The 22470-nt window shown below is 67.7% G+C and carries 24 protein-coding genes and 1 pseudogene; 19 read left to right on the forward strand and 6 right to left on the reverse strand.

Annotated elements, in window-relative coordinates; translation table 11 throughout:
* Window positions 1–22: 22 nt before the first annotated feature.
* From ABN273_RS41890 to ABN273_RS41910, 5 genes are read left to right on the forward strand one after another with little or no spacing between them, the layout of a single operon-like run.
* Window positions 23–376 (forward strand): hypothetical protein, encoded by a 354-nt coding sequence (locus ABN273_RS41890; protein WP_349454992.1) that lies wholly within the window; start codon window positions 23–25, stop codon window positions 374–376.
* A complete protein-coding gene (locus tag ABN273_RS41895; protein ID WP_349454994.1) occupies window positions 373–1890 on the forward strand; it encodes an alpha-N-arabinofuranosidase in 1518 nt (505 codons plus the stop codon). Before ABN273_RS41890 ends, ABN273_RS41895 begins: the two co-directional genes overlap by 4 nt.
* Window positions 1887–4157, forward strand: a complete 2271-nt coding sequence (locus ABN273_RS41900) for an alpha-L-arabinofuranosidase family protein (protein WP_349454995.1) — start codon at window positions 1887–1889, stop codon at window positions 4155–4157. Before ABN273_RS41895 ends, ABN273_RS41900 begins: the two co-directional genes overlap by 4 nt.
* Window positions 4154–6181, forward strand: coding sequence for a glycoside hydrolase family 31 protein (locus ABN273_RS41905; RefSeq protein WP_349454996.1), 2028 nt, complete (start codon window positions 4154–4156; stop codon window positions 6179–6181). The genes ABN273_RS41900 and ABN273_RS41905 overlap by 4 nt, the downstream gene beginning before the upstream one ends.
* 8 nt (window positions 6182–6189) lie before the next feature.
* Window positions 6190–7185, forward strand: a complete 996-nt coding sequence (locus ABN273_RS41910) for a LacI family DNA-binding transcriptional regulator (RefSeq protein ID WP_349454998.1) — start codon at window positions 6190–6192, stop codon at window positions 7183–7185.
* A gap of 15 nt (window positions 7186–7200) precedes the next feature.
* Here ABN273_RS41910 and ABN273_RS41915 read toward each other — a convergent pair whose 3' ends face one another.
* On the reverse strand, window positions 7201–7806 hold the full coding sequence (locus ABN273_RS41915; RefSeq protein ID WP_349454999.1) for an acyl-CoA-like ligand-binding transcription factor: 606 nt from the start codon (window positions 7804–7806) through the stop codon (window positions 7201–7203).
* 21 nt (window positions 7807–7827) lie between these two features.
* Between ABN273_RS41915 and ABN273_RS41920 the strand changes: the two are divergent.
* The 8 genes and pseudogenes from ABN273_RS41920 to sigJ all read left to right on the forward strand — a co-directional run.
* Window positions 7828–8310, forward strand: a pseudogene (locus tag ABN273_RS41920) (TCP-1/cpn60 chaperonin family protein); the annotation flags it as partial.
* Window positions 8311–8482: 172 nt separating this feature from the next.
* Window positions 8483–9742, forward strand: coding sequence for an MFS transporter (locus ABN273_RS41925; protein WP_349455001.1), 1260 nt, complete (start codon window positions 8483–8485; stop codon window positions 9740–9742).
* Window positions 9739–10587 (forward strand): class I SAM-dependent methyltransferase, encoded by an 849-nt coding sequence (locus tag ABN273_RS41930; protein WP_349455003.1) that lies wholly within the window; start codon window positions 9739–9741, stop codon window positions 10585–10587. The genes ABN273_RS41925 and ABN273_RS41930 overlap by 4 nt, the downstream gene beginning before the upstream one ends.
* Before the next feature lie 58 nt (window positions 10588–10645).
* A complete protein-coding gene (locus ABN273_RS59845) occupies window positions 10646–10906 on the forward strand; it encodes a YybH family protein (RefSeq protein ID WP_502911210.1) in 261 nt (86 codons plus the stop codon).
* A 372-nt stretch (window positions 10907–11278) separates the two neighbouring features.
* Complete coding sequence (locus ABN273_RS41935) at window positions 11279–12064, forward strand: hypothetical protein (protein WP_349455005.1); 786 nt, start codon at window positions 11279–11281, stop codon at window positions 12062–12064.
* A gap of 119 nt (window positions 12065–12183) precedes the next feature.
* Window positions 12184–12927, forward strand: a complete 744-nt coding sequence (locus ABN273_RS41940) for an SDR family oxidoreductase (protein ID WP_349455006.1) — start codon at window positions 12184–12186, stop codon at window positions 12925–12927.
* 94 nt (window positions 12928–13021) lie between these two features.
* Window positions 13022–13864, forward strand: a complete 843-nt coding sequence (locus tag ABN273_RS41945) for an NAD(P)H-binding protein (RefSeq protein WP_349455008.1) — start codon at window positions 13022–13024, stop codon at window positions 13862–13864.
* Between the two features lie 288 nt (window positions 13865–14152).
* Window positions 14153–15085, forward strand: coding sequence for an RNA polymerase sigma factor SigJ (gene sigJ / locus ABN273_RS41950; protein WP_349455009.1), 933 nt, complete (start codon window positions 14153–14155; stop codon window positions 15083–15085).
* Window positions 15086–15611: 526 nt separating this feature from the next.
* Here sigJ and ABN273_RS41955 read toward each other — a convergent pair.
* Window positions 15612–16325: a TetR/AcrR family transcriptional regulator gene (locus tag ABN273_RS41955; protein WP_349455010.1), complete on the reverse strand. Its 714-nt coding sequence runs from the start codon at window positions 16323–16325 to the stop codon at window positions 15612–15614.
* Between the two features lie 86 nt (window positions 16326–16411).
* On the opposite strand from ABN273_RS41955, the gene ABN273_RS41960 reads away from it, so the two are divergent.
* Window positions 16412–16765, forward strand: a complete 354-nt coding sequence (locus tag ABN273_RS41960; RefSeq protein ID WP_349455011.1) for a hypothetical protein — start codon at window positions 16412–16414, stop codon at window positions 16763–16765.
* 318 nt (window positions 16766–17083) lie between these two features.
* On the forward strand, window positions 17084–17983 hold the full coding sequence (locus ABN273_RS41965) for a hypothetical protein (protein WP_349455012.1): 900 nt from the start codon (window positions 17084–17086) through the stop codon (window positions 17981–17983).
* Between the two features lie 391 nt (window positions 17984–18374).
* On the opposite strand, the gene ABN273_RS41970 is transcribed toward ABN273_RS41965, so the two are convergent.
* The 4 genes from ABN273_RS41970 to ABN273_RS41975 form a co-directional block, all read right to left on the reverse strand.
* Window positions 18375–18605, reverse strand: coding sequence for a hypothetical protein (locus ABN273_RS41970; RefSeq protein WP_349455013.1), 231 nt, complete (start codon window positions 18603–18605; stop codon window positions 18375–18377).
* A complete protein-coding gene (locus ABN273_RS59850) occupies window positions 18533–18901 on the reverse strand; it encodes a recombinase family protein (RefSeq protein ID WP_502911211.1) in 369 nt (122 codons plus the stop codon). The genes ABN273_RS41970 and ABN273_RS59850 overlap by 73 nt, the downstream gene beginning before the upstream one ends.
* Complete coding sequence (locus ABN273_RS59855; protein WP_502911208.1) at window positions 18865–19371, reverse strand: recombinase family protein; 507 nt, start codon at window positions 19369–19371, stop codon at window positions 18865–18867. The genes ABN273_RS59850 and ABN273_RS59855 overlap by 37 nt, the downstream gene beginning before the upstream one ends.
* An 88-nt stretch (window positions 19372–19459) precedes the next feature.
* The gene (locus tag ABN273_RS41975; protein ID WP_349455014.1) at window positions 19460–19981 is read right to left on the reverse strand and encodes a hypothetical protein; all 522 of its coding nucleotides are present in this window, start codon (window positions 19979–19981) and stop codon (window positions 19460–19462) included.
* A gap of 826 nt (window positions 19982–20807) precedes the next feature.
* On the opposite strand from ABN273_RS41975, the gene ABN273_RS41980 reads away from it, so the two are divergent.
* The 4 genes from ABN273_RS41980 to ABN273_RS41995 all read left to right on the forward strand — a co-directional run bounded on the left by ABN273_RS41980 (window position 20808) and on the right by ABN273_RS41995 (window position 22470).
* Window positions 20808–21134: a PadR family transcriptional regulator gene (locus ABN273_RS41980; RefSeq protein ID WP_349455015.1), complete on the forward strand. Its 327-nt coding sequence runs from the start codon at window positions 20808–20810 to the stop codon at window positions 21132–21134.
* A complete protein-coding gene (locus ABN273_RS41985) occupies window positions 21131–21487 on the forward strand; it encodes a DUF1048 domain-containing protein (RefSeq protein ID WP_349455017.1) in 357 nt (118 codons plus the stop codon). Before ABN273_RS41980 ends, ABN273_RS41985 begins: the two co-directional genes overlap by 4 nt.
* Before the next feature lies 1 nt (window position 21488).
* On the forward strand, window positions 21489–21815 hold the full coding sequence (locus ABN273_RS41990) for a DUF1048 domain-containing protein (RefSeq protein WP_349455018.1): 327 nt from the start codon (window positions 21489–21491) through the stop codon (window positions 21813–21815).
* Window positions 21816–22281: 466 nt separating this feature from the next.
* Window positions 22282–22470: a PadR family transcriptional regulator gene (locus tag ABN273_RS41995; RefSeq protein ID WP_502911212.1), complete on the forward strand. Its 189-nt coding sequence runs from the start codon at window positions 22282–22284 to the stop codon at window positions 22468–22470.

Genomic DNA, 22470 nt, shown 5'->3' on the forward strand with positions numbered 1-22470 from the left:
CTTCCCCAGCGACTGTCGTCGTGTGCCAGTCAACGACAACAATCCGAAGGGCCCGAACGCCGCGACCGCTGCCACCACGCCTCCCTCCACCCTCGACGCCGAACGGGGCGACCTGCTCACCGCGCTCGCGACCGCGCGACCCGCCCTGACCACCACCGTCCGCGGGCTTGGCGACGAGCAGCTCGGCGAGCTGAGCGGTGACGAGGCCCTGCGGCATGAGCCGATGACCGAGCTCGCGCGGGCGGCGAACCCCCTTGACAAGTCCTTATGTATCGATAAAGTTGCCAGCACTTTTATCGATACATGGTGTTCTCGGCCCGCTGTGCCCTCTTCCGGGCACGCATCAGGAGCACTACGAACGAAGGATTGTCCATGAGTGATGTTGTCGTGCCCGCCATCATCAATGTCGACGTCGAGGGGCCGCTGATCAGCCGCCATCTGTACGGTCATTTCGCCGAGCATCTGGGCCGGTGCATCTATGGCGGGTTCTACGTGGGCGAGGACAGCGACATCCCGAACGCCGGTGGCATCAGGCTGGACGTCGTGGAGGCGCTGCGCGCGCTGAACATCCCGAACCTGCGCTGGCCGGGCGGCTGTTTCGCCGACGAGTACCACTGGATGGACGGCATCGGACCGAAGGACCAGCGTCCCGCGATGGTCAACACGCACTGGGGCAACGTCGAGGAGAACAACCACTTCGGCACGCACGAATTCATGGCCCTGTGCGAGTTGCTCGGCGCCGAGCCGTACATCAGCGGCAACGTCGGGTCGGGCACGGTCAAGGAGATGAGCGACTGGGTGGAGTACCTCACCCGTCAGGGCGACTCGCCGATGGTGCGGTTGCGCAAGGCCAACGGGCGCGACGAGCCCTGGCAGGTGCGGTTCTGGGGGCTGGGCAACGAGGCGTGGGGTTGTGGCGGCCACATGACCGCCGAGCAGTACGCCCACGACGCGCGCCGGTACGGCACGTACTGCCGCGACCACGGCGACAACAAGCTGTACCGCATCGCCGCCGGCGCCAACAGCGACGACTACGCCTGGACCGAGACGCTCATGAAGCAGCTCGGCGACCTGGGCTGTGCCTACCGGCCCCAGCCGTTCTACCAGGCGCTCTCCCTGCACTACTACACGATCCCCGGAACGTGGCAGGACAAGGGCGATGCCACGGTGTTCGACACCGACGACTACTACCGGACGATGGCCCAGGCAGCGCGGATCGATGAGCTGATCACCGGCCACTCCAACGTCATGGACTGCTACGACCCGGGCAAGAACGTGGGCCTCGTCGTGGATGAGTGGGGAACGTGGTGGAACGTCGAGCCCGGCACCAACCCAGGCTTCCTCTACCAGCAGAACACCCTGCGCGACGCGCTGGTGGCGAGCGTGCACTTCGACATCTTCCACCGTCACGCCGACCGGTTGGTGATGGCCAACATCGCCCAGACGGTGAACGTGCTCCAAGCCATGATCCTCACCGACCCCGACTCCGGCGCGCTCGTGCTCACGCCGACGTACCACGTGTTCGAGATGAACAAGGGTCACCAGGACGCGGCCTCGCTGCGGGTAGACCTCCCGGGGGGCGTGCCCACGCGTGAGGCGTTGAATACGGTCTCGATCTCGGCCAGCCGTAAGGACGGGCGCGTACTCATCTCGCTCTCCAACCTGGACGCGGCCGAGGCGGTCGACGTGGACCTGGACCTGCGCGGTGGCGCCGTGGCCGACGTGCGTTCCCGCGTCCTCACCGCCGAGAAGCCGCAGACCCACAACACGCCCGAGGCGCCGGACGCCGTCGCGCCCCGCTCCCACGAGCGGGTCACGCCCATCGCCTCCGGGCTGCGGGTGCACCTGCCCGCACACTCCTTCGTCACCGTGGAGGGACGCCTCGCATGAGCGCGCCCGAGCGGATCACCATCGACGTCGGCGCCCACCAGGGCGTCGGCGTCGCCCCCGAGTTGTGGGGGCTGTTCATCGAGGACCTCAACGACGCGCTCGACGGGGGCCTGAACGCCGAACGCGTCCGCAACGGCGACTTCGAGTTCAGCGCGGCCGACCATGACGGGTGGGACGCGCTGACCGCGTGGCACCCCGACGTGGCCGAGCGGGTCGAGGTCCGCACCGACGCCCCCATCCATCCGAACAACGCCCACTACCTGCGCCTGGCCGGGCCGGTGACAGTGGTCAACGACGGCTGGGACGGCATCGCCGTCACCGGAGGGCAGGATTTCCGGCTCTCGTTCTTCGCCCGCACCGCGGGGGAGCCGGTCCGTCTGGTCGCCGCCGTCGATGACCTCGCCAGTACGGAGGTCACGGTGCGGCCCGGCGGCTGGCACCGGTACGAGGCAACCCTCATCGCGGTCGCGGACGGCCAGGGCAGACTGCGCATCGAGATACCCGAGAGCGGCACCGTCGACCTCGATCATGTCTCGCTGCGGCCGGCCGGTCCCGACGGCGAGCCGCTGACCTTCCGGCCCGACCTGCTCGAAGCCCTCAAGGACCTGGCGCCGAGCTTCATCCGCTTCCCCGGCGGCTGTCTCGCCCATGGGCTCGGGCTGGACAACGTCTACCACTGGAAGACCACCATCGGCCCGCGCCACAAGCGCGGCCAGCTGCCTAGCCTGTGGGGGTACCACCAGTCACGGCAGATCGGCTACGTGGAGTACTTCGAGCTCTGCCAGGCCAGCGGGGCCACCCCGATCCCCGTCGTCGCGGCCGGGGTGTGCTGCCAGAACACCCCCGGCGGCCCCCAGGCGATCGACGACGCCGGGATGGACGCCTACATCCAGGACGTGCTCGACCTCATCGAGTTCGCCAACGGCTCGCCCGACACGCCGTGGGGCGCCCGCCGAGCCGAACTCGGCCATCCAGAACCGTTCGATCTGCGCTATCTCGGGCTGGGCAACGAGGACGAGATCACCGACGACTTCCGCGACCGCTACGCGCGCATCGAGGACGCCGTGCGCGAGCACCACCCGGAGATCTGCGTGATCGGCACGTCCGGGCCGCAGTTCTTCGGCCGGGACTACGAGGCAGGTTGGGCCTTCGCGCGCGCCCGCGGCACCGCCATGGTCGACGAGCACGGCTACCGCAACCCGCGATGGTTCCACCAGAACGTCGACCGTTACCTCACCTACGAGCCGGGCCCTCAGGTCTACGTGGGCGAGTACGCCGCACGCAGCAACACCATACGATCCGCCCTGGCCGAGGCCGCCTACATGATCGGCCTGGAGCGGAGCCCCGGCGTGGTGCGGCTGGCGTCGTACGCACCCCTCCTGGCCAGGGCCGGGCACACGCAGTGGACCCCCGACCTGATCTACTTCACCGCCACCGAGGTGCTGCCCTCGGCCTCGTACCACGTGCAGGCGATGTTCTCCCGCGAACGCGGGAGCAGGCTCCACCCCGTCACGCTCGGCGGCGTCGAGCCGGAGCCCGTGACGCTGCCGAAGACCGGCTCGGTGCGGCTGTCCTCGCAGCGCGCGAGCGTCGACTACGCCGACATCGTGCTCGACGGCGTCGTACGGCAGGCCGTGAGCACGAGCCCGGGCGGAGAGCCCGTGGAGCTCGGCGGCATCGACCCCGCCGCGGCGACCCTCGAGCTCACCGCCACCAGACGGGCGGGCGACGAGGGGTTCGTCGTCGAACTCGGCGGTGAGAGCTACCTGCAGGTGCACGTCGGGTCCTGGCAGAACAAATCCACGGTCGTGATCCGCGGTGACGACGGCATCACGAACGAGGACCACGGGCCGCTGCACTGGCACGGCGTGCGGACCGGCGTCCCGGTGCGCGTCAAGGTACGCCTGGACGGCGCGCGCGTACGCGTGTGGGTCGACGGCGAACTGCGGCACGACTACGAACAGGACCTGCGTCCCGAGCACCGGGTGGTCGTCGGCGCGGCCTCGCGGACGGCGGCCGACGGCAGCACCGAGTACGTGATCCGCGCCGTGAACGCCCACCCCACCGCCCGCGTGGCGTCGATACGGCTCGCCGAGCCACTCGAGCCGGCGGTCGCCACGGTGACGACGCTCGCCGGCGCGGGCCCGGACGAGGGCCGGCCCTTCACCGCATCACCTGTCACACCGGTCGTCACCACGGCCGCCGGGGACACGCTCGACCTGCCGCCCTGGTCGTTCGTCACGGCGGTCATCAGGAGGACTCCTTGATCATCAAGACCACCCCGGATGAGATCCTGCAAGTCGAACCCTGGGGCCCGCACGCCTTCCGGGTCCGCTCCGCGCCGGACGCCATCAGGAACGACCTGCCCGGCGCGCTCACCACCCCACCCGCCGGGGCACGCCCGGAGCAGCGGGACAGCGCCATCGTGAACGGCCGGATCACCGCGGAGGTCGAGGCCGGACGCCTCCGCTTCGTCCACACCGAGACCGGCAGAGAGCTGCTCGCCGAGAAACAGCCCTACGTCTGGCACCGGGGGCCGCGCGTCCACGCCCCGCTCGGGGACGGCAGCCACCGCCTCGAGCAGCACTTCCGCGCCTACGACGACGAACGCGTCTACGGCCTGGGCCAGCACCAGCACGGCCTGCTGGACCAGAAGGGCTGCGTGATCGACCTCGTCCAGCGCAACACCACCACGACCATCCCGTTCCTGTTCTCCTCCCGCGGATACGGGCTGCTGTGGAACAACCCGGCGATGGGCAGGGTGGAACTGGCCCATGACGCCACCCGCTGGGTGGCTGACTCGGCGTACCAGATCGACTACTGGATCACGGCAGGCGACTCGCCCGCCCAGATCATGGCGAGCTACGCCGACGCCACCGGCCACGCCCCGCTCATTCCGGAGTGGGCGGCCGGGTTCTGGCAGAGCAAGCTGCGCTACCGGACGCAAGCCGAACTCCTCGCCGTGGCCAGACGCTACAAGGAGCTGGGCCTGCCGTTGTCGGCGATCGTCGCTGACTACTTCCACTGGGAGCGCATGGGGGACTGGAGCTTCGACCCGGAGTTCTGGCCCGACCCGCAGGCCATGGTCAAGGAGCTCGACCAGCTCGGCGTCAAACTGGTGGTGTCGGTCTGGCCGACCGTGGAAGCCGACAGCGACAACTACCCCGAGCTGCGCACGGCCGGACATTTGGTGGGCAGCGTGGCGGGCGGCCTGCTCACTCAGAACTGGCCGGCCAAGGGACGGGGCGAGAGCTTCGTCCCCTCCGCCTACTACGACGCGACCGTTCCCGATGCCCGGCGCAAGCTCTGGCGGGAACTGCGTGAGCACTACTTCGACCTGGGCGTCGAGGGGTTCTGGCTGGACGCCGGCGAGCCCGATCTGACCCCGCGCAGGGCGGAGCAGGCGCTGTACGGGGCCGGCCCGGGACGGCAGGTCGGCAACATGTACGGCCACTACCACGCCCGCGGCATCCACGACGGGCTGACCGAGGCAGGCGTCGAACGGCCGCTGTCACTCGTCCGCTCGTGCTGGGCAGGCAGCCAGCGGTACGGCGTCGCCCTGTGGTCCGGCGACATCGGGCCCACCTGGGACGCGCTGGCCACTCAGGTCCGCACCGGGCTGAACGTCGCGCTCAGCGGCATCCCCTGGTGGAACACCGACATCGGCGGCTTCCACGGCGGCGACCCCGCCTCGGAGGAGTATCGGGAGCTGATGATCCGCTGGTTCCAGTTCGGTACGTTCTGCCCCGTCATGCGCCTGCACGGGGTACGCGAGCCGTCCGGCCCGTTCACCGCCGAGCAGACCGGAGCGGACAACGAGGTCTGGTCCTACGGGGAGCGCGCCTACGAGATCCTCCGCGAGCACTTGTTCCTGCGCGAACGGCTCAAGCCGTACCTGATGAGGCTCGCCGAAGCCGCACACGAGCGGGGCGAGCCCGTGCTGCGCCCGCTGCTGTTCGACTTCCCCGGCGACGAACGGGCCTGGGCCGTGGACGACCAGTTCATGCTCGGCCCGGACCTGCTGGTCGCGCCCGTGCTGGCCCCCGCGGCGGCCGGCCGGAGCGTCTACCTCCCCCAGGGCACGCGCTGGGTGGAGCTCGCCACCGGCGACATCCACGACAGCGGCACCATCGAGGCCGCCACGCCGCTGGAACGCATCCCCGTGTTCGTCCGCGAGGGCAGCCGTCCGCTGGTGAGCACGCCCGCCCATGAGGGCGCAGTAGGCTCGAGGCAGCGGCGACCGCAGTCGGACGCGGTCGGGTCGGATCCGACCGGAGGAGGCAGGACCTGAGGAGCGGCATGGTCACCATGAGCGACGTCGCCAAGCTGTCCGGCGTGTCGAAGATGACGGTCTCCAACGTCATCAACGGCCGGGCCGGAGTCAGCGATCAGGTCCGCCGCCGGGTGCTGGAGGCGATCCGCCAATCGGGCTACCGCGTCAACGTCTCCGCTCGGACCCTCAGATCCGGGCGGACCGGCGTCATCGGACTGGCGGTGCCCGAGATCGACCGGCCATACTTCGGCCAGCTCGCCGCCCACGTGATCGACCAGGCGAGGGCGTACGGCTTCCACGTCGCGATCGAGCAGACCGGCGCGGTCGCGGTCGGGGAGATCGACGCGATCAACCATTCGTACACCCTGCACTTCGACGGGCTGATCCTCAGCGCGGTCGGAGTCGACCCCCAGGATTCACGGCTGGCCGGCGACTACCCGATCGTGATGCTCGGCGAGCAGAACTTCGGGGCGAAATTCGACCACGTCGCCATGCCCAACGAAGCAGGCACGAAGGCGGCGACCAGCCACCTGATCGACCGGGGATGCCGCCGGATCGCGATCGTGACGGGCAACGATCTCGACCGCGTGAACGTGGTCACGCGCCGCTACCAGGGCTACCTCGCCGCGTTCGCCGAACGGGGGCTCGAGCCCGATCCGGCGCTGCTGTTCGCCCTCGACGGGATGACGCTGGAATGGGGCCGCGACGCGGCCCACCGCCTGGTCGACGCTGGTCACGAGGTCGACGGCGTGGTCGCGGTGAACGACACCGTCGCCCAAGGAGTCCTCCGCGGCCTCGCCGATCGCGGCGTGCGGGTCCCCGACGACGTCCGGCTCATCGGCTTCGACGACATCCCCGAGTCGGCTTACATGGTGCCCTCGCTGTCCACCGTGGCCCCGGACCATCAGTGGATGGCCGCCAAGGCCGTCGAGCTGGTGACCGCGCGCATCCAGGACCCGTCACGCCCGGCCCGCGAGTACATCGCGCCTTTCGACCTGATGGTTCGCGAGTCCACCCGCTGACCCTTGTGAGGCCAGTCAGCGCAGCGCCGCTTCGACCGCACCCACCGTGGACATGACGCGCTGAACGACCTCCTCCTTCTCACCTACGGGCGCCGCGTAGTCGATCGCGGCCCGGGCGGCGGCCTCGCCGACCGTGTGGAGCAGCGTCCATGCCGCCAGATAGACAGATGCCAGGCATCCGCCCGCGGTCGCGATCGCGCCCTCCGCATGGAACGGCGCATCCAGCACCGTCACCCCGCGCTCCTCGAGCCAGGGCCGCGTGGTGGTGTCGGTGCAGGCAGGTCGCCCGGCAAGGAGACCGAGGTGATCAAGCACCAGGGCTCCGGAGCACTGCGAGCCGATCAGCTGTCGTGTGGGATCGAGCGGCAGCAGGCGCGCCTCGGACGGCGTGGCGGGAAAGACACGGGACAGGGCGCGGCGCAGGACGGTGGCGAAGGAGTCGGTGTTGCCGGGTTCGAGCCAGTGCCGTCCCGCCACCCGGATGGCGCCCGCGACGGCGGCGGACAGGTCGCGCGCGGGGTCGGCACCGGTGCGGGCCGCGATCGCCTCCGTGAGCGGGCCCTCCGCCATGGTGAACGCCTTCAGCGCCTCGCCCTCCAGCTCGGGCGTCGACATGATCATGCGCAGGCCGGCCCTGTGGGGCTGGCCGGTGGCGTGGCGGTCATCAAGGCCGGCGCGGCGACCGAGGTCGAGCTGAAGGAGCGCAAGCACCGCATCGAGGACGCCGTGCGCAACGCGAAGGCGGCCGTCGAGGAGGGCATCGTGCCCGGCGGTGGCGTGGCGCTGCTGCAGGCCGGCGCCAAGGCGTTCGACAAGCTGGAGCTCAACGGTGACGAGGCCACGGGCGCGGCGATCGTGCGCAAGGCCCTGGAGGAGCCGCTGAAGCAGATCGCGGTCAACGCCGGTCTGGAGGGCGGCGTCGTGGTGGAGCGCGTTCGCAACCTCACCCCGGGTGAGGGCCTGAACGCCGCTTCGGGCGAGTACGTCAACATGTTCGAGGCGGGCATCCTCGACCCGGCCAAGGTGACGCGCTCGGCGCTGCAGAACGCCGCTTCCATCGCGGCGCTCTTCCTCACCACCGAGGCCGTGGAATTGGGCTTGCCGAAAGGCGGTATCTATGGCTAGATGATCTAGAAGCTAAGGATTCTTGGCGATCACCGTGCTGTAGCGCCGTAAGGGAGGTGCCTCATGACCTGCAAGGACACCAGTTGGCCCTAAGCCCAGATGAGCTGACCGCGGCCGGCACGCAGCTTTCGGCGAAGCCGGCCCTTTTCGTGGAGCACACCGCGGAGAATGGATGATTCGTCCGGCGACGGATGAGGAACGGCCCGCGCGCTATCGAGACCTGTTCGTTCTGGTGGAGTACCGTGCGGTCTTCACCGCAAGCGTGCTCTCCTGGATCGGGGATTATCTGTGCAAGGCAGCGGTCGCGCTGCTGGTCTTCGATCGCACCGGCTCGGTGCTGGTCTCCGCGGCCACCTTCGCCGTGGGGTATCTGCCGTGGCTCACCGCGGGACCGTTACTCGCGGCAGTGGCCGAACGGTATCCCTCGCGCTCAGTAATGATCTGTTGCGATCTGGTCAGAGCGGCGCTCATCGGGCTGATCGCGATCCCCGGCGTGCCGGTGGCGGTCCTGCTGGTGCTGTTGTTCGCCAGCGGGTTGCTCGCCCCGCCCTTCGAGGCGGCCCGTTCCGCTCAGCTCCCGCACATCCTGACCGGCGACCGGTATCCACTCGGCGTCGCCTTCAACAACACCACCTTCCACGTGGCTCAGGTCTTCGGGTACGCCGCCGGAGGAGTGATCGCCGGCTACAGTCCGCATGCCGCGCTGCTGCTGAACGCCGGCACCTTCGTCGGTTCAGCGTTCCTGCTGCATCGTTACGTCAAGCTCCGGCCGGCGACGCTCGCGGCCACCCACCGCACCGGGCTATGGCGGGAGACTCGGCAGGGGTACGCCGTCGTCTTCGGTGATCCGGTGATGCGGGCCATCGCGTTCATCGCCTTCGCAACGGTCACCTTCGTGATCGTTCCGGAGGGCCTGGCGGCGGCCTGGGCGTCCGAGATCGACGGCGGAGGCGCGGCCCAGGGGCTCATCATGGCCGCGAACCCGCTCGGCGTCGCTATCGGCGGCCTGATACTGACCCGGCTGCTTCGATCGCGAACCCGGACCCGGCTGATCCGCCCACTGGCGGTCCTGGCCCCTCTCACCCTGGTCCCTGCGCTACTCGACCCGCCGCTCGTCGGCGTGCTACTCCTGGTCACCGCCTCCGGCGTGGTCATGTCGCTGCTGCTTCCCGCCGCCCAGGCGCTATTCAAAGACGTGCTTCCGCACGAATATCGGGCCCGGGCATTCGGCGTCATGAACAGCGGCATCCAGATCGCCCAGGGCGGCGCGATCCTGACCACCGGCGCCCTCAGCGAACGCTTCTCCACCTCGACCGTCATCGGAGCATGGTGTGGCGCCGGGGTCCTCCTGATGCTCCTCGTCACGTTCCGCCCGCTCGCCCGCCCCGAGCCATCGGCTCTTCCACCCGCTTCAACAGAGGGAACAGGATGAACGCCCCCACGGTCCGCGTCTCCGGCGACGCCGCAGCAGATGAGGCAGGCGACAAGGCAACCGAAGGAGAGCGCCAGGGAGAACGGACGGAACCGTTCGGTCCTCGTATCGGCGATGCGATCGGGGATATGCTGCGTGACGCCTACCAGGCATCGCTGGACCCGGCTGCAGCCACAGTCTTCCATATCGCGGAACGCGGCGACGGGCTGGTGATTCCCGTGACCGTCGAACCGTGGATCGCGCCGATCGGCCAATGGCCGGACGGTGAACGCCAAGCGCTGGACTTGCTCAAGGGCAGGGTCCTGGACATCGGCGCTGGCGGAGGACGGGCCGCACGCGAATTACTCCTGCGAGGCCACGACGTCACGGCGCTCGACGTCTCACCGGGCGCGCTCGAAGTGTGCCGATGGCAGGGGGTCCAGTCTGTCGTGCTCGGCACGGTCGAGGAGCATGCCCGGGCCGGGGAGCGATACGACAGCTTCCTACTCCTGGGCGCCAACCTCGGTTTGCTGGAGAGCCGGGAAAGGGCTCCAGAATTCCTGCGAGCACTGGCGGCGATGGCCACGCCCGGCGCCATCATCGTCGGCCAAGGCCGGAACCTGACCGACTCCACCGACCCCCTGCACCTGCCCTACAACGAACGCAACCTCCGGGTGGGCCGCATAGCCGGACAACGCACCATGCGGGTCCGCTACCACGACGTCGCAACGTCCTGGTTCCACTACCTCAACCTGGCACCCCGCGAACTCGCCGAACTCGCCAACGGAACCGGCTGGGAGCTCGCCGATATCACCTACTTCGAGAACTCAACGGCCCACTACCTCGCAACCCTCCAACGGAAATGACCGGCCAAGCGTTGCCATCACCGCTTGATCACGCCAGCCCTGAGAACGAGCTACACCCATCGTTTATTACGATGTTGTTCCACCTCTCCAGTTCGCGGGGACCGATGAAGTCCGCCGCAACTTTACGCGGTGGTTCAATGAATACGATGGCCCCATTCACCTGGAAACACACGACCTCACCATCGCGACGAGTGGAGATGTCGCGTTCGTGCATCGCGCGGTATGGGTACGATCGACTGTTTGTTGTCGACGGTCAGGTGACAAGTGGTTGATTACGCACGAACATATCTCAGTGCCGGTTGACCCCAAGAACCTTTGACCGTGGTTCTTCCACGGACCTGAAGGCCGCTCGCCGCACAGGAACGCCGGCCCCTTGCCGAACCTCCGCTCCTTGGGCGGTTCGAGCAGGGGCTCGGTGATTCGCGAGTCCCGTACGGCGTCGTCGGGGCGGTCGCCAGGCGCCTGCTGCTGGACGGTCCGCTCCCGAAGCTTGTCGTGGTCCCCGCGGATACACCGACGCCGCAAGGCGCGCTCCATGCAGACCCGCCCGGGACCGAGCGCGTATGCGGCGGACGGCGCGACCGCCGCGATGCCTGCGGCGACAGCGACGGCGGACAGGGTCGGGTCGGGGCGCGGTGTCAGAAGGTCGAGTACGTCCACTGGGACACGCCGCCACCATTACCATCCGATCATGCCCTATCACCTGCAGGCTGTTGTCGGTGGATTCGATCAACTTAGACGCGATATCGCCGAGCTTCGGATGGGGTTGGTCGCCCCGCTCGAACAGCACATGGGACTGGTTCCCGTCACCACGTCGCTGATCGAGGAATTGAGCGGCTCGAAGCCGACACGGAACCGTGGCATGTTGACTGAGGAACGGCCATTCTCTCTGGTGTCCGCAGCCTTCGAGCAGTTATTGAGCGAGTGGTCACACGGCGGCCCGGTCGCCTATGTGGAGGCGGACTTTCACGGAGGACATGGCCGGCAATCCGCCGCGGTGTGGCGGGCCGGCGCCAGGGTGCCGGTCCCGGCGCTTTCGTGGAATTTCAGCGGTCCATGGCAGGACTGGCCGATCAATGCGGCCCTCGCGCTCCTCGGTGTGGTCCCCGGCGATGACTCCGACCTGTTCCTGACGGTGGAGCTGGGGCACGGCAGCGACGAGGACGACTGGAAGTGGATGGCCAGGCGCGCCCTGTGGGCGGCGACCTATGACGAGTGGCACGAGGAACGCGAAGGGCAGCGCGAGGAGTGGGCCCGTGCCGCTGAGGAAGCGGACAAGTATCGGCGGCGGACCGACGTTCCGGTGATCCTGGACGGCACGGCCGTGATGGAGGTGCTCGGCATTCCTTCAGGACCGATGGTGGGGGCCGCCATCCGTCACCTGCAGGATTGGCATGTCGAACGGGGATCGGCGGCTCGAGAGGAAGCCGTACAAGAGCTGCGGGCTTGGGCCGCCCGCCAGGGTGCTGATGCCTGAGGTCGGTTCATCGACACCAACCCCGGAACGAAAACCAGCCACCAGCCCGCAACGGGCTCCCGGTTGTGAGGTCGCTCACACCATGTCACAGCCGAACGGGGCGTGTCGTCTTAGAGGCCATGACGAACTCGGAACAGACCTCGGTGCTGATCACCGGAGGCAACAAGGGACTCGGTTTTGAGGCGGCCCGGCGGCTCGGCGAGCTGGGGTGGACGATCTTTCTCGGCTCGCGTGATGAGGGTCGAGGACGGGCAGCCGCCGACAAACTGACTGACGGCGGCGCGAACGTGGTCATGGTCCCGCTGGACGTGACCTCGGACGAGTCGGTGACCGACGCCGTGCGGCTCGTCCGGGAGCACACTGACCGGCTGGATGTGCTGATCAACAACGCCGGCGCGCCAGGAAAGATGATCGCGCCCGCAGACGCGACGGTCGACGACATTCATTCCGTCTACGACACCAACGTGTACGGACCGATCAGGGTCACCCACGCGTTCCTCCCCCTGCTACAGGCGGCGGACCATCCGCGGGTGGTGATGGTGTCCAGCGGTGGCGGTTCCTTCGCGGTCGTGACCGATCCGGAGCAGCCCGTCTCGAAAATGCACGAGCTCGCCTACACCTCGTCGAAGGCGGCGCTGAACATGATCACCGTCCGGTACGCCCAGGCGCTCCCGAAGATCAAATTCAACATCGCCACTCCGGGAGAAGTCGCAAATCGCAAGTTCGCCGCCACCGACATGAACAATCACACCGGTCAGCTGACGGTCACCGAGGGCACCGACTCGATCGTCAAACTCGCGATGATCGACGCCGACGGGCCGACCGGGATCTTCATCGATCGCCTGGGCCCCGTCGCCTGGTGACCGGTCTTCCCCAGAGCGACCCAAACCCCGCGACCGCGGCATGCCTCGATGCCACATCAGTCAGATCCGTACATCGAGTAAAGGAACCACCATCATGATTCTGATCACTGGAGCCAACGGCGTTGTGGGCCGTCAGGTGCTGGACCTGCTGCTGCAGGAGGGCACGGCCGTCACCGCGGTCACCCGCAACCCCGACGAGGCCCGGCTTCCTGATGGCGTGAGAGCCGTCAGCGGTGACCTGTTTCATCCCCAGTGGCTTGAGGCGGCGCTGGAAGGGGTGGAAGCAATACAGATCAGCCCGCGTGCCACCGGCCCCGGCCTTGGCGAACTGCTGAAGCTGGCCGTCAAGCAGGGCGTACGGCGTGCGGTGCTGCTGTCGGCCATCACCGTGGAGTATCCAGCGGGGGAAGCCCGCTTCGCGGCCCAGTTCACGCTCGCCGAGGACCTCGTCACAAGCTCCGGCCTGGACTGGACGGTCCTGCGCCTGGCCGACTTCGCCGCCAACGCACTGGCCTGGGCGCCCCAGATCAAGGCCGGTGATGTGGTGCGCGGCGCGTACGGCCAGGCCGCCACCTCTCCGATCCACGAAACCGACATCGCGGCGGTAGCCGTACGCGCCCTCCAGAGCAGCGCTCACACGGGGTCGATCTACACGCTGACCGGGCCGCAGTCACTGGACCAGTTCGAGAAGGTGCGGCTCATCGGCGCCGCCATCGGCCGGACGCTGTCCTTCCAGGAGCTCCCGCCCGAGCAGGTACGGCAGGGCATGCTCGCGCAAGGGCTGCCCGAGGAGGTTCCCGCCCGCCTGCTCGGCTCCCTGGCCGACTACGCCAACCGCCCAGGCCCCACCACCAGCACCGTGGAAGAACTGCTGGGCCGGCCCGCACTCACCTTCGCCGACTGGGCACTCGACAACGCACCGGCCTTCGGCGGTTGAGCACCACCACCCAGGCGTCGCCCACTCTGACCGCCTTGACGCGCACACACAGCCCGGTTCTTTCGACAAGCAGAGGTGTATTTCATGAGCGGATCACCCAGTTGTTGATGGCGATCTTCTCGGCAGCCTGCGTCGTCGGCGCGGGCGGGGCAGGTGGACAAGACCGTGCCGGTCGCGGCGCCCGACGTGATCGACGAGCCGGGCGTCTCGGATACGCTGCTGCACGTCGTGCGGAGGCGTCCTCGAACGAGAATGAGCCGCGCTACGCGAGTTGGCGGGAGGGATTCCGTGCCTGGGTCAGCGGATGAGACGGGCGCGTTCGGCTACCGGCCGCTGCTGTTCTCCATCGCCTACGGAATGACCGGATCCGTGGGCGACGCCGAGGACATCGTGCAGGACGCGTTCCTCGGCCTGACCCGGGCGCGGCAGGCGGGGACCACGATCGCCGATCCGAAGGCGTACCTGGCGACGGCGGTGACGCGGCTGGGCATCGACTACCTGCGTTCGGCGCGGGTGCGGCGGGAGACGTACGTGGGGGACTGGCTGCCCGAGCCGGTCGTTGTCCCCGCCGATGGGCCGGGGCCGGCCGAGCACGCCGAGCTGGCCGACTCGCTGTCGATGGCGTTCCTCGTGCTGCTCGAATCCCTTTCGCCGGTGGAGCGGGCGGTGTTCATGCTGCGCGAGGTGTTCGGGTATGGCTACCCGGAGGTGGCGCGGACCATCGGCAAGACCGAGGTGAACTGCCGGCAGATCTTCGCGCGCGCCAGGCAGCGCATCGCCGCGGGGGGTCAGGTGCGCGACAGCGCGCCGCCCCCGGCGCGGCGGGCTGCGGGCGAGGAACTCGCCCGCAGGTTCTTCGAGGCCGCCGCGGGCGGCGACATGGAGGCGCTGCTCGGCATGCTCGCGCCCGACGTGGTCTTCCACGGTGACGGCGGCGGCAAGGCGCAGTCGCTCGGGAAGCCGGCGACCGAGCCGCGGCGCGTCGCACAGCTGCTCGTCGCGGGGCTCCGCCGGGTCCGGATGCTCGGCGTCTCCCTCCGGCTGGCCTGGGTCAACGGCCGGCCGGGCGCTGTGATGTACGACGCCGAAGGGCGCGTGGCCAGCGTGGTCGAACTCGACATCGCCGACGGCGTGATCCAGGCCATCCACTCGGTGGTCAATCCCGACAAGCTCGGCCACCTCGGACCGGTAACTGATGTAGCGCGACTGCGAGAGAGATAACCTGCCCTCACCGCACCACCCCGGCGATGGCCGGTCCGTTCCGAGCGTCGTTCTCAGAACCTCTCGCAAAACCGCGTTTTCCCAACAGCGCACGCGGCAGCACCCGGGGACCCGGTACGTGGAAGTTGGTGCGGTTTGGCAACCCAGTTCTTCTCTGATGCGGGTGTCACCGGAATACGGCTGAACGGGCCGCGGGCTTGATCACTGGTCGTTAAGATCTGAGGGTTCGCGCAGATTGGTGACGGTTTCCGGGGGTTCGGAGGACGTCGATCGATCGGAGCGCCTAAGATCGCGGACGTCCCTACGGTGGTGACCGAGCATATCCGCGACGTGATCGGGTTGGCGGAGCAGTCGTGCTGACCGATGCCGCGGAGGAGTCGTCCAAGCTGCCCTGGCTCGGGTTCGTCCGGGACGACGTCGCGCTCGTCCTCGTGGATGGTCTGCGAGGGCTCGGTGCCGGCGAAATCGTCCTTCTCTGCCGATGCGAGCAATCAGCAGTGCCGTGGTCTGCTCTGGCCTCGGGGAATCAGGTCGCTGGTTCCAGTCTGGTGCTGGCTGGCGGTGCGGGACGAGTGGTGGAGGTCGGTGGGTTCAGGACGTCATGCAGGTTGAGTGGGGCGGGTGGTGGGAGGGGCTCGGCCTGTTCGGCGCGGAAGGCGCTGAGCAGGTAGGCAACGAGTCGTCGGGACGCGGCCTGGGCCGTTTCGGTTGATTCGGTGATGATGCCGCCGTTGGCCATGAGCAGTAGGGCGAAGTCGTCTTGCGCGAAGTCGGCGCGCAGCCGCCCGGTCGCCTTGGCGCGTCGTGTCAGCTCGGCGAAGCCCTGTATGGCGCGGTTGCGTTCCTGTTCGATGTCGACTGCATCCGGGAACGCTGCAGTGAAGGCCGCGCTGAAGCCACGGTCGGCGGCTTGCATGGTGCACACCTTTTCGACGGCCGTGCAGAATCCGCGCCACGGGTCCGGGTCGGCCAGCGCGTCGTCGACGACCGACACGCACGCCTCGAACTGATCGGCGAACACCTCGGTGACCAGCGATTCCTTCGTGGGGAAACGGCGGTAGAGCGTCGCGACGCCCACATGGGCACGCCGAGCGATCGCGGCCATCGGCACGTCGAGTCCGCGCTCGGCGAACAGTTCGCGGGCGACCTCGACGATGCGGTCGCGATTCTGCCGCGCGTCGGCGCGCAACCCCGCGACCGCGGCGGGGACGGTCGGCATGCGAGATGCCTGAGCGATCATGTTTCTCACTTTAGATCAAGTGGATGAGGCTCTCCACTTATCGGGTTACGTTGGCGGCAAGAGACACCCGTCGTGATGGAGGTTCTGTGCGATACCAGGGGCCGCTTCCGAAGCGAGCGATCGGCCGTTTCAACTCCTGTGTCCTGACGTTGCGCTCCTCTCCTCGATGGGGTCGGCTGATCAGCAGACGCCTCACGGTCGTCACCTACACGGGACGCCGCTCGGGACGCACCTTCAGCACGCCCGTCGCCTTCCGGCGTGCGGCCGAAACTGTCACGATCGGCGTTCAGTTCCCCGACGCCAAGATGTGGTGGCGTAACTTCTTGGCCGAAGGCGGTCCGATATCGCTGCAGTTGGATGGGGTCGAGCGCACCGGGCATGCGGTCGCCAGACGTGACGAAGCGGGCCGCGTCACGGTCACCGTCCGTCTGCACAGCTGACAGCCATACGCGCGTGGACATGCGCTGCCGAACAGGTAGAACGTGGTGGCACGACTGAACCGAAGTCTTCGCGCCGCCGACGGGTCGAGGCCGTACAGCGGTTTCTCGACCGGCCGTTGAACCGTCGGCATGACGCCTTCGCGCCCCGAACCGGCTCCAGGTCGGCGGCCACAACTGGTGGCCGCCCTCCCGGAATCGGGAGGCCATCCACATCCCGCCCCATCAAGATCGTGTACGCAGCCGCCAAGAAACCCTGGGGACTCCCGCGTTGAGTTGTTCTGGACTCGTTCTGGCATGGTCAGCGGCAACAATAGGGACATGCAGGATTTATCCACCAAGGCTGTCCTGTGGCGTGCAGCCCTCATCGGGCTGGTGACGGGCATCCCCACGGCCATCATCTGCGCGGACATGCAGGGGGAAGAGCTCGACAGGACCGTTCTCCCGCTGGCCATGTTCCTCCTGGCGATAATCCTGGGCACGGTGGGCGCGCGGGTGGCCGGGCTGCCGTGCTGGGGCGTGGTCGGTCTTGTCGGGGGCTCTGCGACTTGGTTGCTCATTGGTGCCCTCGCGGTGCTGGTGCCGGTGCCGGAGCCGGAGTATTTCGGCCCTCTACCGGTCCTTGTCGTCCCTGTCTACGTGGTCGGTGGTGTGGTCGGCTTCGCCCTGTCGGCGTGGTCGTTCATGTCGCCCCTTCGCTGGTGGGCGGTGGCCCTGGCCGTAGCCGTGCCCCTCGGATCCTGGGGCGCGGCACAGTACAAGCCGCAGATCCTGGCCTGGTTGGAAGTCCGCGGCTTTGAGAGGTCCGGCGTGCCGCTGATCGCTCCAGCGATCCAGGGTTACCGGCTGGTCCATGTGGATCTCAATGCCGCCGGGCAGCGGGAGCCGAAACCGTCCACCTGGCTGGAGTACTGGCGGGACGCCACGCCGAATCGGGGATTCTCCGAGATCCAGGCCACGGTCTGGCCCGCCGCGGCTGGAAACCCGCGGGATTCCTGCCTGGCGGTCACCAAGAACTTTGGAGTTCCGCTGCGATGCAAATCGCTCCCGGGAGACCGATGGGTCCGGACCGGTGCCGGGTCCTCCTGGGTCACCGTCTTCGCCAGGGTGGGCGATGCGCTGGTCATGCTCAACGGTTCGGGTATCGCTGAGGCTGACCTGGTGGCAGCGCTGTCCACTTTCCGTCCCATCTCGGCCTACGAGCTTGCCATGGTCACGTGACCAGCAAGAGTACGGCCGCGCCTGGCCTGACATTGCGCCTTCACCGTGGCAGCGATGTGCGGGGTCGTGCTAGGCGGAACCGCGCGACATGGTGACCCTGTCGGCCAGCGTGGCTCACACTCACCCGAGCTGTCGCTTTCGCCGGAAGTGCCAACAATCGAGACCAGGTTCCACAAAACACGATCAGGGTTCCGCACGTTCGAGGAACGGGGAGAGGCTACTTCAACCCGACTCGATCTGCTGCGTCTCCGCTGGTGAGAGGGATGTTAGGCGTCTGCTTGCTTGATCAATATCCGTGCCGCCGCCCAGGTTCGAGGGAGAACGCGCGCGACGGCGTGTCGGACGCGGCCCACCTCGGATGATCTTGACTCCGGTCGCGGCGCGGGCGCATCTAACGGCGGTTCACCTTCGCAAGCAACTGAGGACGGGCAAACCAGTCAGGATCGAGTCGCTGGCCGGTCAACGACTCCAGGGTGGCCATCGCGGTCTCCCAGTCCGGGCCCGGCTCGGAACGATCGTGAAGGTCTCGCAACGCATCGAGGTGGTCGGTCAAAGCCTCCGGGTCGGTACCCCACCGGTCCAGCGGGCGCAGCACGTCCAGTTCGGTGACCACCCAGAACACCGAATGAACGGTGGCTCTCTGGCTGACCCGCCGCAACGCGTCCTCCTCAGCGGTGGCGGTGCCGCCTTCGGGCGCCCGCCGTGGTTGCCCTTGGCGGCGGCCAGGACGGCGAAGAACATGGCTCCCATGCCGTTGGGGTCGTAGATGCCAGTGAGCGGGCCCGTGAGGAGTTCGAGCTGGACCCCGGAGGTCTGGAGCCGGCCGGAGAGTGTCATCAGCTCGGCGGCGTTGCGGGCCAGCCGCTTGAGCTCGTGGACGGTCAGGATGACTTCCTGGTCGGGGGCGGCCTCCTTGATGTCGTAGGCGAGTTTGAGCGCCTTTCCAGCTCCGGCCGCGTCTTGACCCGGGTGCTGATCTTTTCGGAGAAGACCCGCTTGCAGTTCGCTAGGGCGAGCGCGTCGAGCTGGCTCTGGAGTTCCTGCTGGGCCGTCGAGCAGCGGGCGTACCCGATCCGGATCGGCTTGGCCGCTGCGGCGGCCGGCGCGGCCTCGACGGGCGGCCCCGGCTTCCACGGTCGCCCGGGTTTTGGCATGAGGGATGATCGCCGCAATGGGTCACGAATCTGGCGGTGTCCCGCTCGAGCCACGGTAAGACAGCTCCCGCCATCGCCGTACTGGCCGATGCCGCGCTCACGGCGCCCCTGACGACGACCTGCAGGCCTTTGGTACTGGAGGATCGGACCGATTTTGGCGCTACGTTTTCCGCGTCCGCGAGCATGTCGCGGATCTGCTCGTCGGTCACGGGAAGGAAGGTGGCGGCCGGCCATTGGCCCGCCGCTCGGGGCGGCGCGACCGGACGCAATAGTGAGGGGCTCCCCGTCTGGAGGAGCTCCTCACATGCCGTCGCGCCCGGCGTCAGACGCAGCCGCGCGCCTTCACGGAGAACGCCGGGATGGTTACGCTGCCGCCACGTTGCCCGGAACGCAACAGGACCGAGGCCGTGGCTCCCTCGAACCGTAGCTCGTACTCGCCGTTTCCGCGGCACGCGTAGTAGTCGGTGTAGGTGCTGGTGTTGCCGCTGCGGGCGATGTCCACGTTGTTGCTCCGGTCCTCGGTCCAGACGTGGACGCCGTCCTTCCATAGGGACAGCTTCGAGTTCATCGAGCAGTGGGTGTTGGACCACAGGACGACGCCGTGCCAGCACTCCAGGGTGACGGTGTCGGTCGGATCCAGGGTGGTTTCGAAGGCGCGCTTCCTCAAGGTCTCGGTGAGGCAGATCCTGACCCTGGCGGAATAGTTGCCGGAGGCGGCCTCCTTCTGGGCGCAGCCGCGGGGAGGGTTCTGCGAGGGCGCGTAGGCGGAGGCGGCGTGTGGTGTGGCGGTGAGGGCTACCGCAGCAGTGAGCAGCATGGTCAAGCTGCGGAACGGTTTCGTCATGACACCGTATATTACTAACAGTAGCCGTCAACATACAGTAAGTAATTAGCCAATCCTCGCGGCCACATCTTCGCCAGGTCGGGTTCTGTCTCGTCAGCCTTGAGGCGACCCCTTTCTGCCGCATTCCGCTGCCACCCGTTGTCGGCCTGGCTGACCTCACGTTGTGCGGGCCGCCCGAAACCCCTCGACTCTTCCACCGGGTCAAGACGGATGGCCGCTGACCAGGCTCTACGCCGCTTACTGCCATTGGCTGTTCCAGTGCTCCCAGAGGCCGGATGCGCCTTAGCCCTCGCCGAGGCAGGCAGCCAGGGCGGCTTCGAAGTCCCGGTTGTGCGCGACTCGGCGGCTCGCGCGCCGGGCGTGCCACCGATGTTGTCAACACCCTGTTCGAGGCCGCTCGCATGTACGGCACCGCCGTCACGGTGGAACTGGCGCCCGTGGAGCACGGTGCGCGGGCCGTCGTCGTCGTGGCGGGTCGGTTGTGTCTCAGGCGGTGGCGGACTGGAGGAGTTCGATCTCGATGGTCAGCACGCCAAATGCTTCCCTCTCGGGCCCGTAGATGCGGCGGATGTTGGCCGGTTGCTGCTCGCGCGGGCTGTCGGGGTTGACGTTGGCCGGGCCCTCGGCGTCGAGCTTCTCCTCCCGGCTGCCATATGGCGGCGACCAGGTCGAAGTAGCGGCGGTAGAGGTTCATCTAGCGGGCCGATGATTCGAATCGCATCCGTGGTCTGCGCTCGCCGATCGCTCGGCATTGGTTCACTACTTTGTGCTACCGTGTAGTGGTACTCGGTACTACAAAGTACCAGGAGATCGAAGAGGACCCACGATGGACGACCTGACGGAGATGCTGAAGGGCACGCTTGAGGGCTGCGTGCTTGAAATCATCGGCAGCGAGGAAACCTACGGGTACGCCATCACGCGCCGGCTGAACGAGCTCGGCTTCGGCGACGTCGTCGAGGGGACGGTTTACACCATCCTGCTGCGGCTGGAGAAGAACGGGCTCGTCCAGGTGACGAAACGACCATCAGGGCTGGGCCCGCCGCGCAAGTTCTATGCGCTCAACGAGGCGGGGCGCGATGAACTCGCGACGTTCTGGGCGAAATGGGAGTACGTCTCATCACGGATCGACAAGCTCAAGGAGGGCGGGCGATGAACTTCTGGGAGACCATCACAGGCAGCGATCTCACCAGGGAATGGAAGGCGTTCGAAGCTCGGGCCGAGGCGTTGCCGGCCGACTACCGGGCGGCGTGGGGGAAGATCGTAGTTCATCTTTTTCCCTACGGGGACTTCACCGGCCGGAACCTGATGCCGATTCTCGACGGTGCTCTCGGGCTGCTCGAAGAGACGGCGTCCGATGGGCAGAGCATTCACCAGGTGCTGGGTGACGACATCGAGGGCTTCTGCGCGGCGCTGGCCGGCGGAGAGGGGGCCCGGAGCTATCGCGACCGGTGGCGCGAGCAGTTGAACAGGAACGTCGCAAGGAAACTGGCCCGGCTAGGAGGCTGACGTGGGCATCCAGGACATCATCGAGGGCAAGAAGCAGTGGCGGGCGCACATGGCGCGGGTCAAGGCGCTCCCGCCCGACTACCAGATCGTCTACAAGGAGATTCAGAGGTACCTCTTCAAGGTTGGACCGATCAACCTGCTTGACGGGTCCCTGCTCCCAGGGATCCTCGATTTCTTCGAGGAGGGCGTCGCAGCCGGCAAGGGAGTCCTGGAGCTCATCGGCAACGACGTCGCCGCCTTCGCCGACGACCTGGTCAAGGACTCGCGCACCTACGCGGACATCTATCAGGAGTCCATCAGCGGGAAACCCGGCACGGCCGGGAAGTAACACCCGTCGTCGACCCAAAGCACCGGCGGGCGCCGGGCTGTGCAGTGGAGCAGCAGGACCGGGTGGCTGCCGAAGTCGGACCTTGGTCCGCGCCGGAGGGGCGATCGTGGACCTCGAGCAGCCCGATGGCCACTTGCGTGCCTTCTGCAGTAGGCGCCGTTCCGTTGGACGGATCCCGAGGAGGTGCTTGAACACCCTCCCGAGGCCGCGCCTGCCGGAGCAGAGCGCGGCGAACGGGACCCCGATCGGCGAAGACGTCGGAGAGGATCCCGTGGACACCAATCGCCCCTCTCGTGGTCGCGGGCGCTCCCGCCTCGTCCGCTTTGCACCTCAGCTATTCGGTGTTGCTAAGTACAAGTAGTCAGTGCTACTTTGTACTGGTAGTCAGCAACACAAAGTAGCTGAAATGGGAGGCGTCCCATGGGCAAGCTCGTGACGGAGATGCTCAAGGGAACGCGAGGGCACCATCTACGCGCTGCTGGTCAGGATCGAGCAGCGCGGCCTGGTCGACGTGGAGAAGGTCCCGCCCGACAAGGGACCGCCGCGCAAGGTGTACTCCCTCAACGACCAGGGACGGGAGTGCCTCGACGAGTTCTGGAGGACCTGGAGCTTCCTCGCCGAACGGCTCCAACAGCTCCGCAAAGGAGGCAAGTAG

This window comes from Nonomuraea sp. B19D2, from assembly GCF_040137845.1.
Taxonomy (GTDB): domain Bacteria; phylum Actinomycetota; class Actinomycetes; order Streptosporangiales; family Streptosporangiaceae; genus Nonomuraea.

Coding starts and splice junctions, on each gene's coding strand:
- ABN273_RS41930 (WP_349455003.1), top strand. CDS start 9,739: ATGAACGCCCCCACGGTCCGCGTCTCCGGCGACGCCGCAGCAGATGAG.
- ABN273_RS41940 (WP_349455006.1), top strand. CDS start 12,184: ATGACGAACTCGGAACAGACCTCGGTGCTGATCACCGGAGGCAACAAG.
- ABN273_RS41910 (WP_349454998.1), top strand. CDS start 6,190: ATGGTCACCATGAGCGACGTCGCCAAGCTGTCCGGCGTGTCGAAGATG.
- ABN273_RS41980 (WP_349455015.1), top strand. CDS start 20,808: ATGGACGACCTGACGGAGATGCTGAAGGGCACGCTTGAGGGCTGCGTG.
- ABN273_RS41975 (WP_349455014.1), bottom strand. CDS start 19,981: ATGACGAAACCGTTCCGCAGCTTGACCATGCTGCTCACTGCTGCGGTA.
- ABN273_RS41915 (WP_349454999.1), bottom strand. CDS start 7,806: ATGATCATGTCGACGCCCGAGCTGGAGGGCGAGGCGCTGAAGGCGTTC.
- ABN273_RS41895 (WP_349454994.1), top strand. CDS start 373: ATGAGTGATGTTGTCGTGCCCGCCATCATCAATGTCGACGTCGAGGGG.
- ABN273_RS59855 (WP_502911208.1), bottom strand. CDS start 19,371: ATGGCCGGCCGCCACCTTCCTTCCCGTGACCGACGAGCAGATCCGCGA.
- ABN273_RS41965 (WP_349455012.1), top strand. CDS start 17,084: ATGCAGGATTTATCCACCAAGGCTGTCCTGTGGCGTGCAGCCCTCATC.
- ABN273_RS41925 (WP_349455001.1), top strand. CDS start 8,483: ATGATTCGTCCGGCGACGGATGAGGAACGGCCCGCGCGCTATCGAGAC.
- ABN273_RS41935 (WP_349455005.1), top strand. CDS start 11,279: ATGCCCTATCACCTGCAGGCTGTTGTCGGTGGATTCGATCAACTTAGA.
- ABN273_RS41945 (WP_349455008.1), top strand. CDS start 13,022: ATGATTCTGATCACTGGAGCCAACGGCGTTGTGGGCCGTCAGGTGCTG.
- ABN273_RS41955 (WP_349455010.1), bottom strand. CDS start 16,325: ATGATCGCTCAGGCATCTCGCATGCCGACCGTCCCCGCCGCGGTCGCG.
- ABN273_RS41900 (WP_349454995.1), top strand. CDS start 1,887: ATGAGCGCGCCCGAGCGGATCACCATCGACGTCGGCGCCCACCAGGGC.
- ABN273_RS41985 (WP_349455017.1), top strand. CDS start 21,131: ATGAACTTCTGGGAGACCATCACAGGCAGCGATCTCACCAGGGAATGG.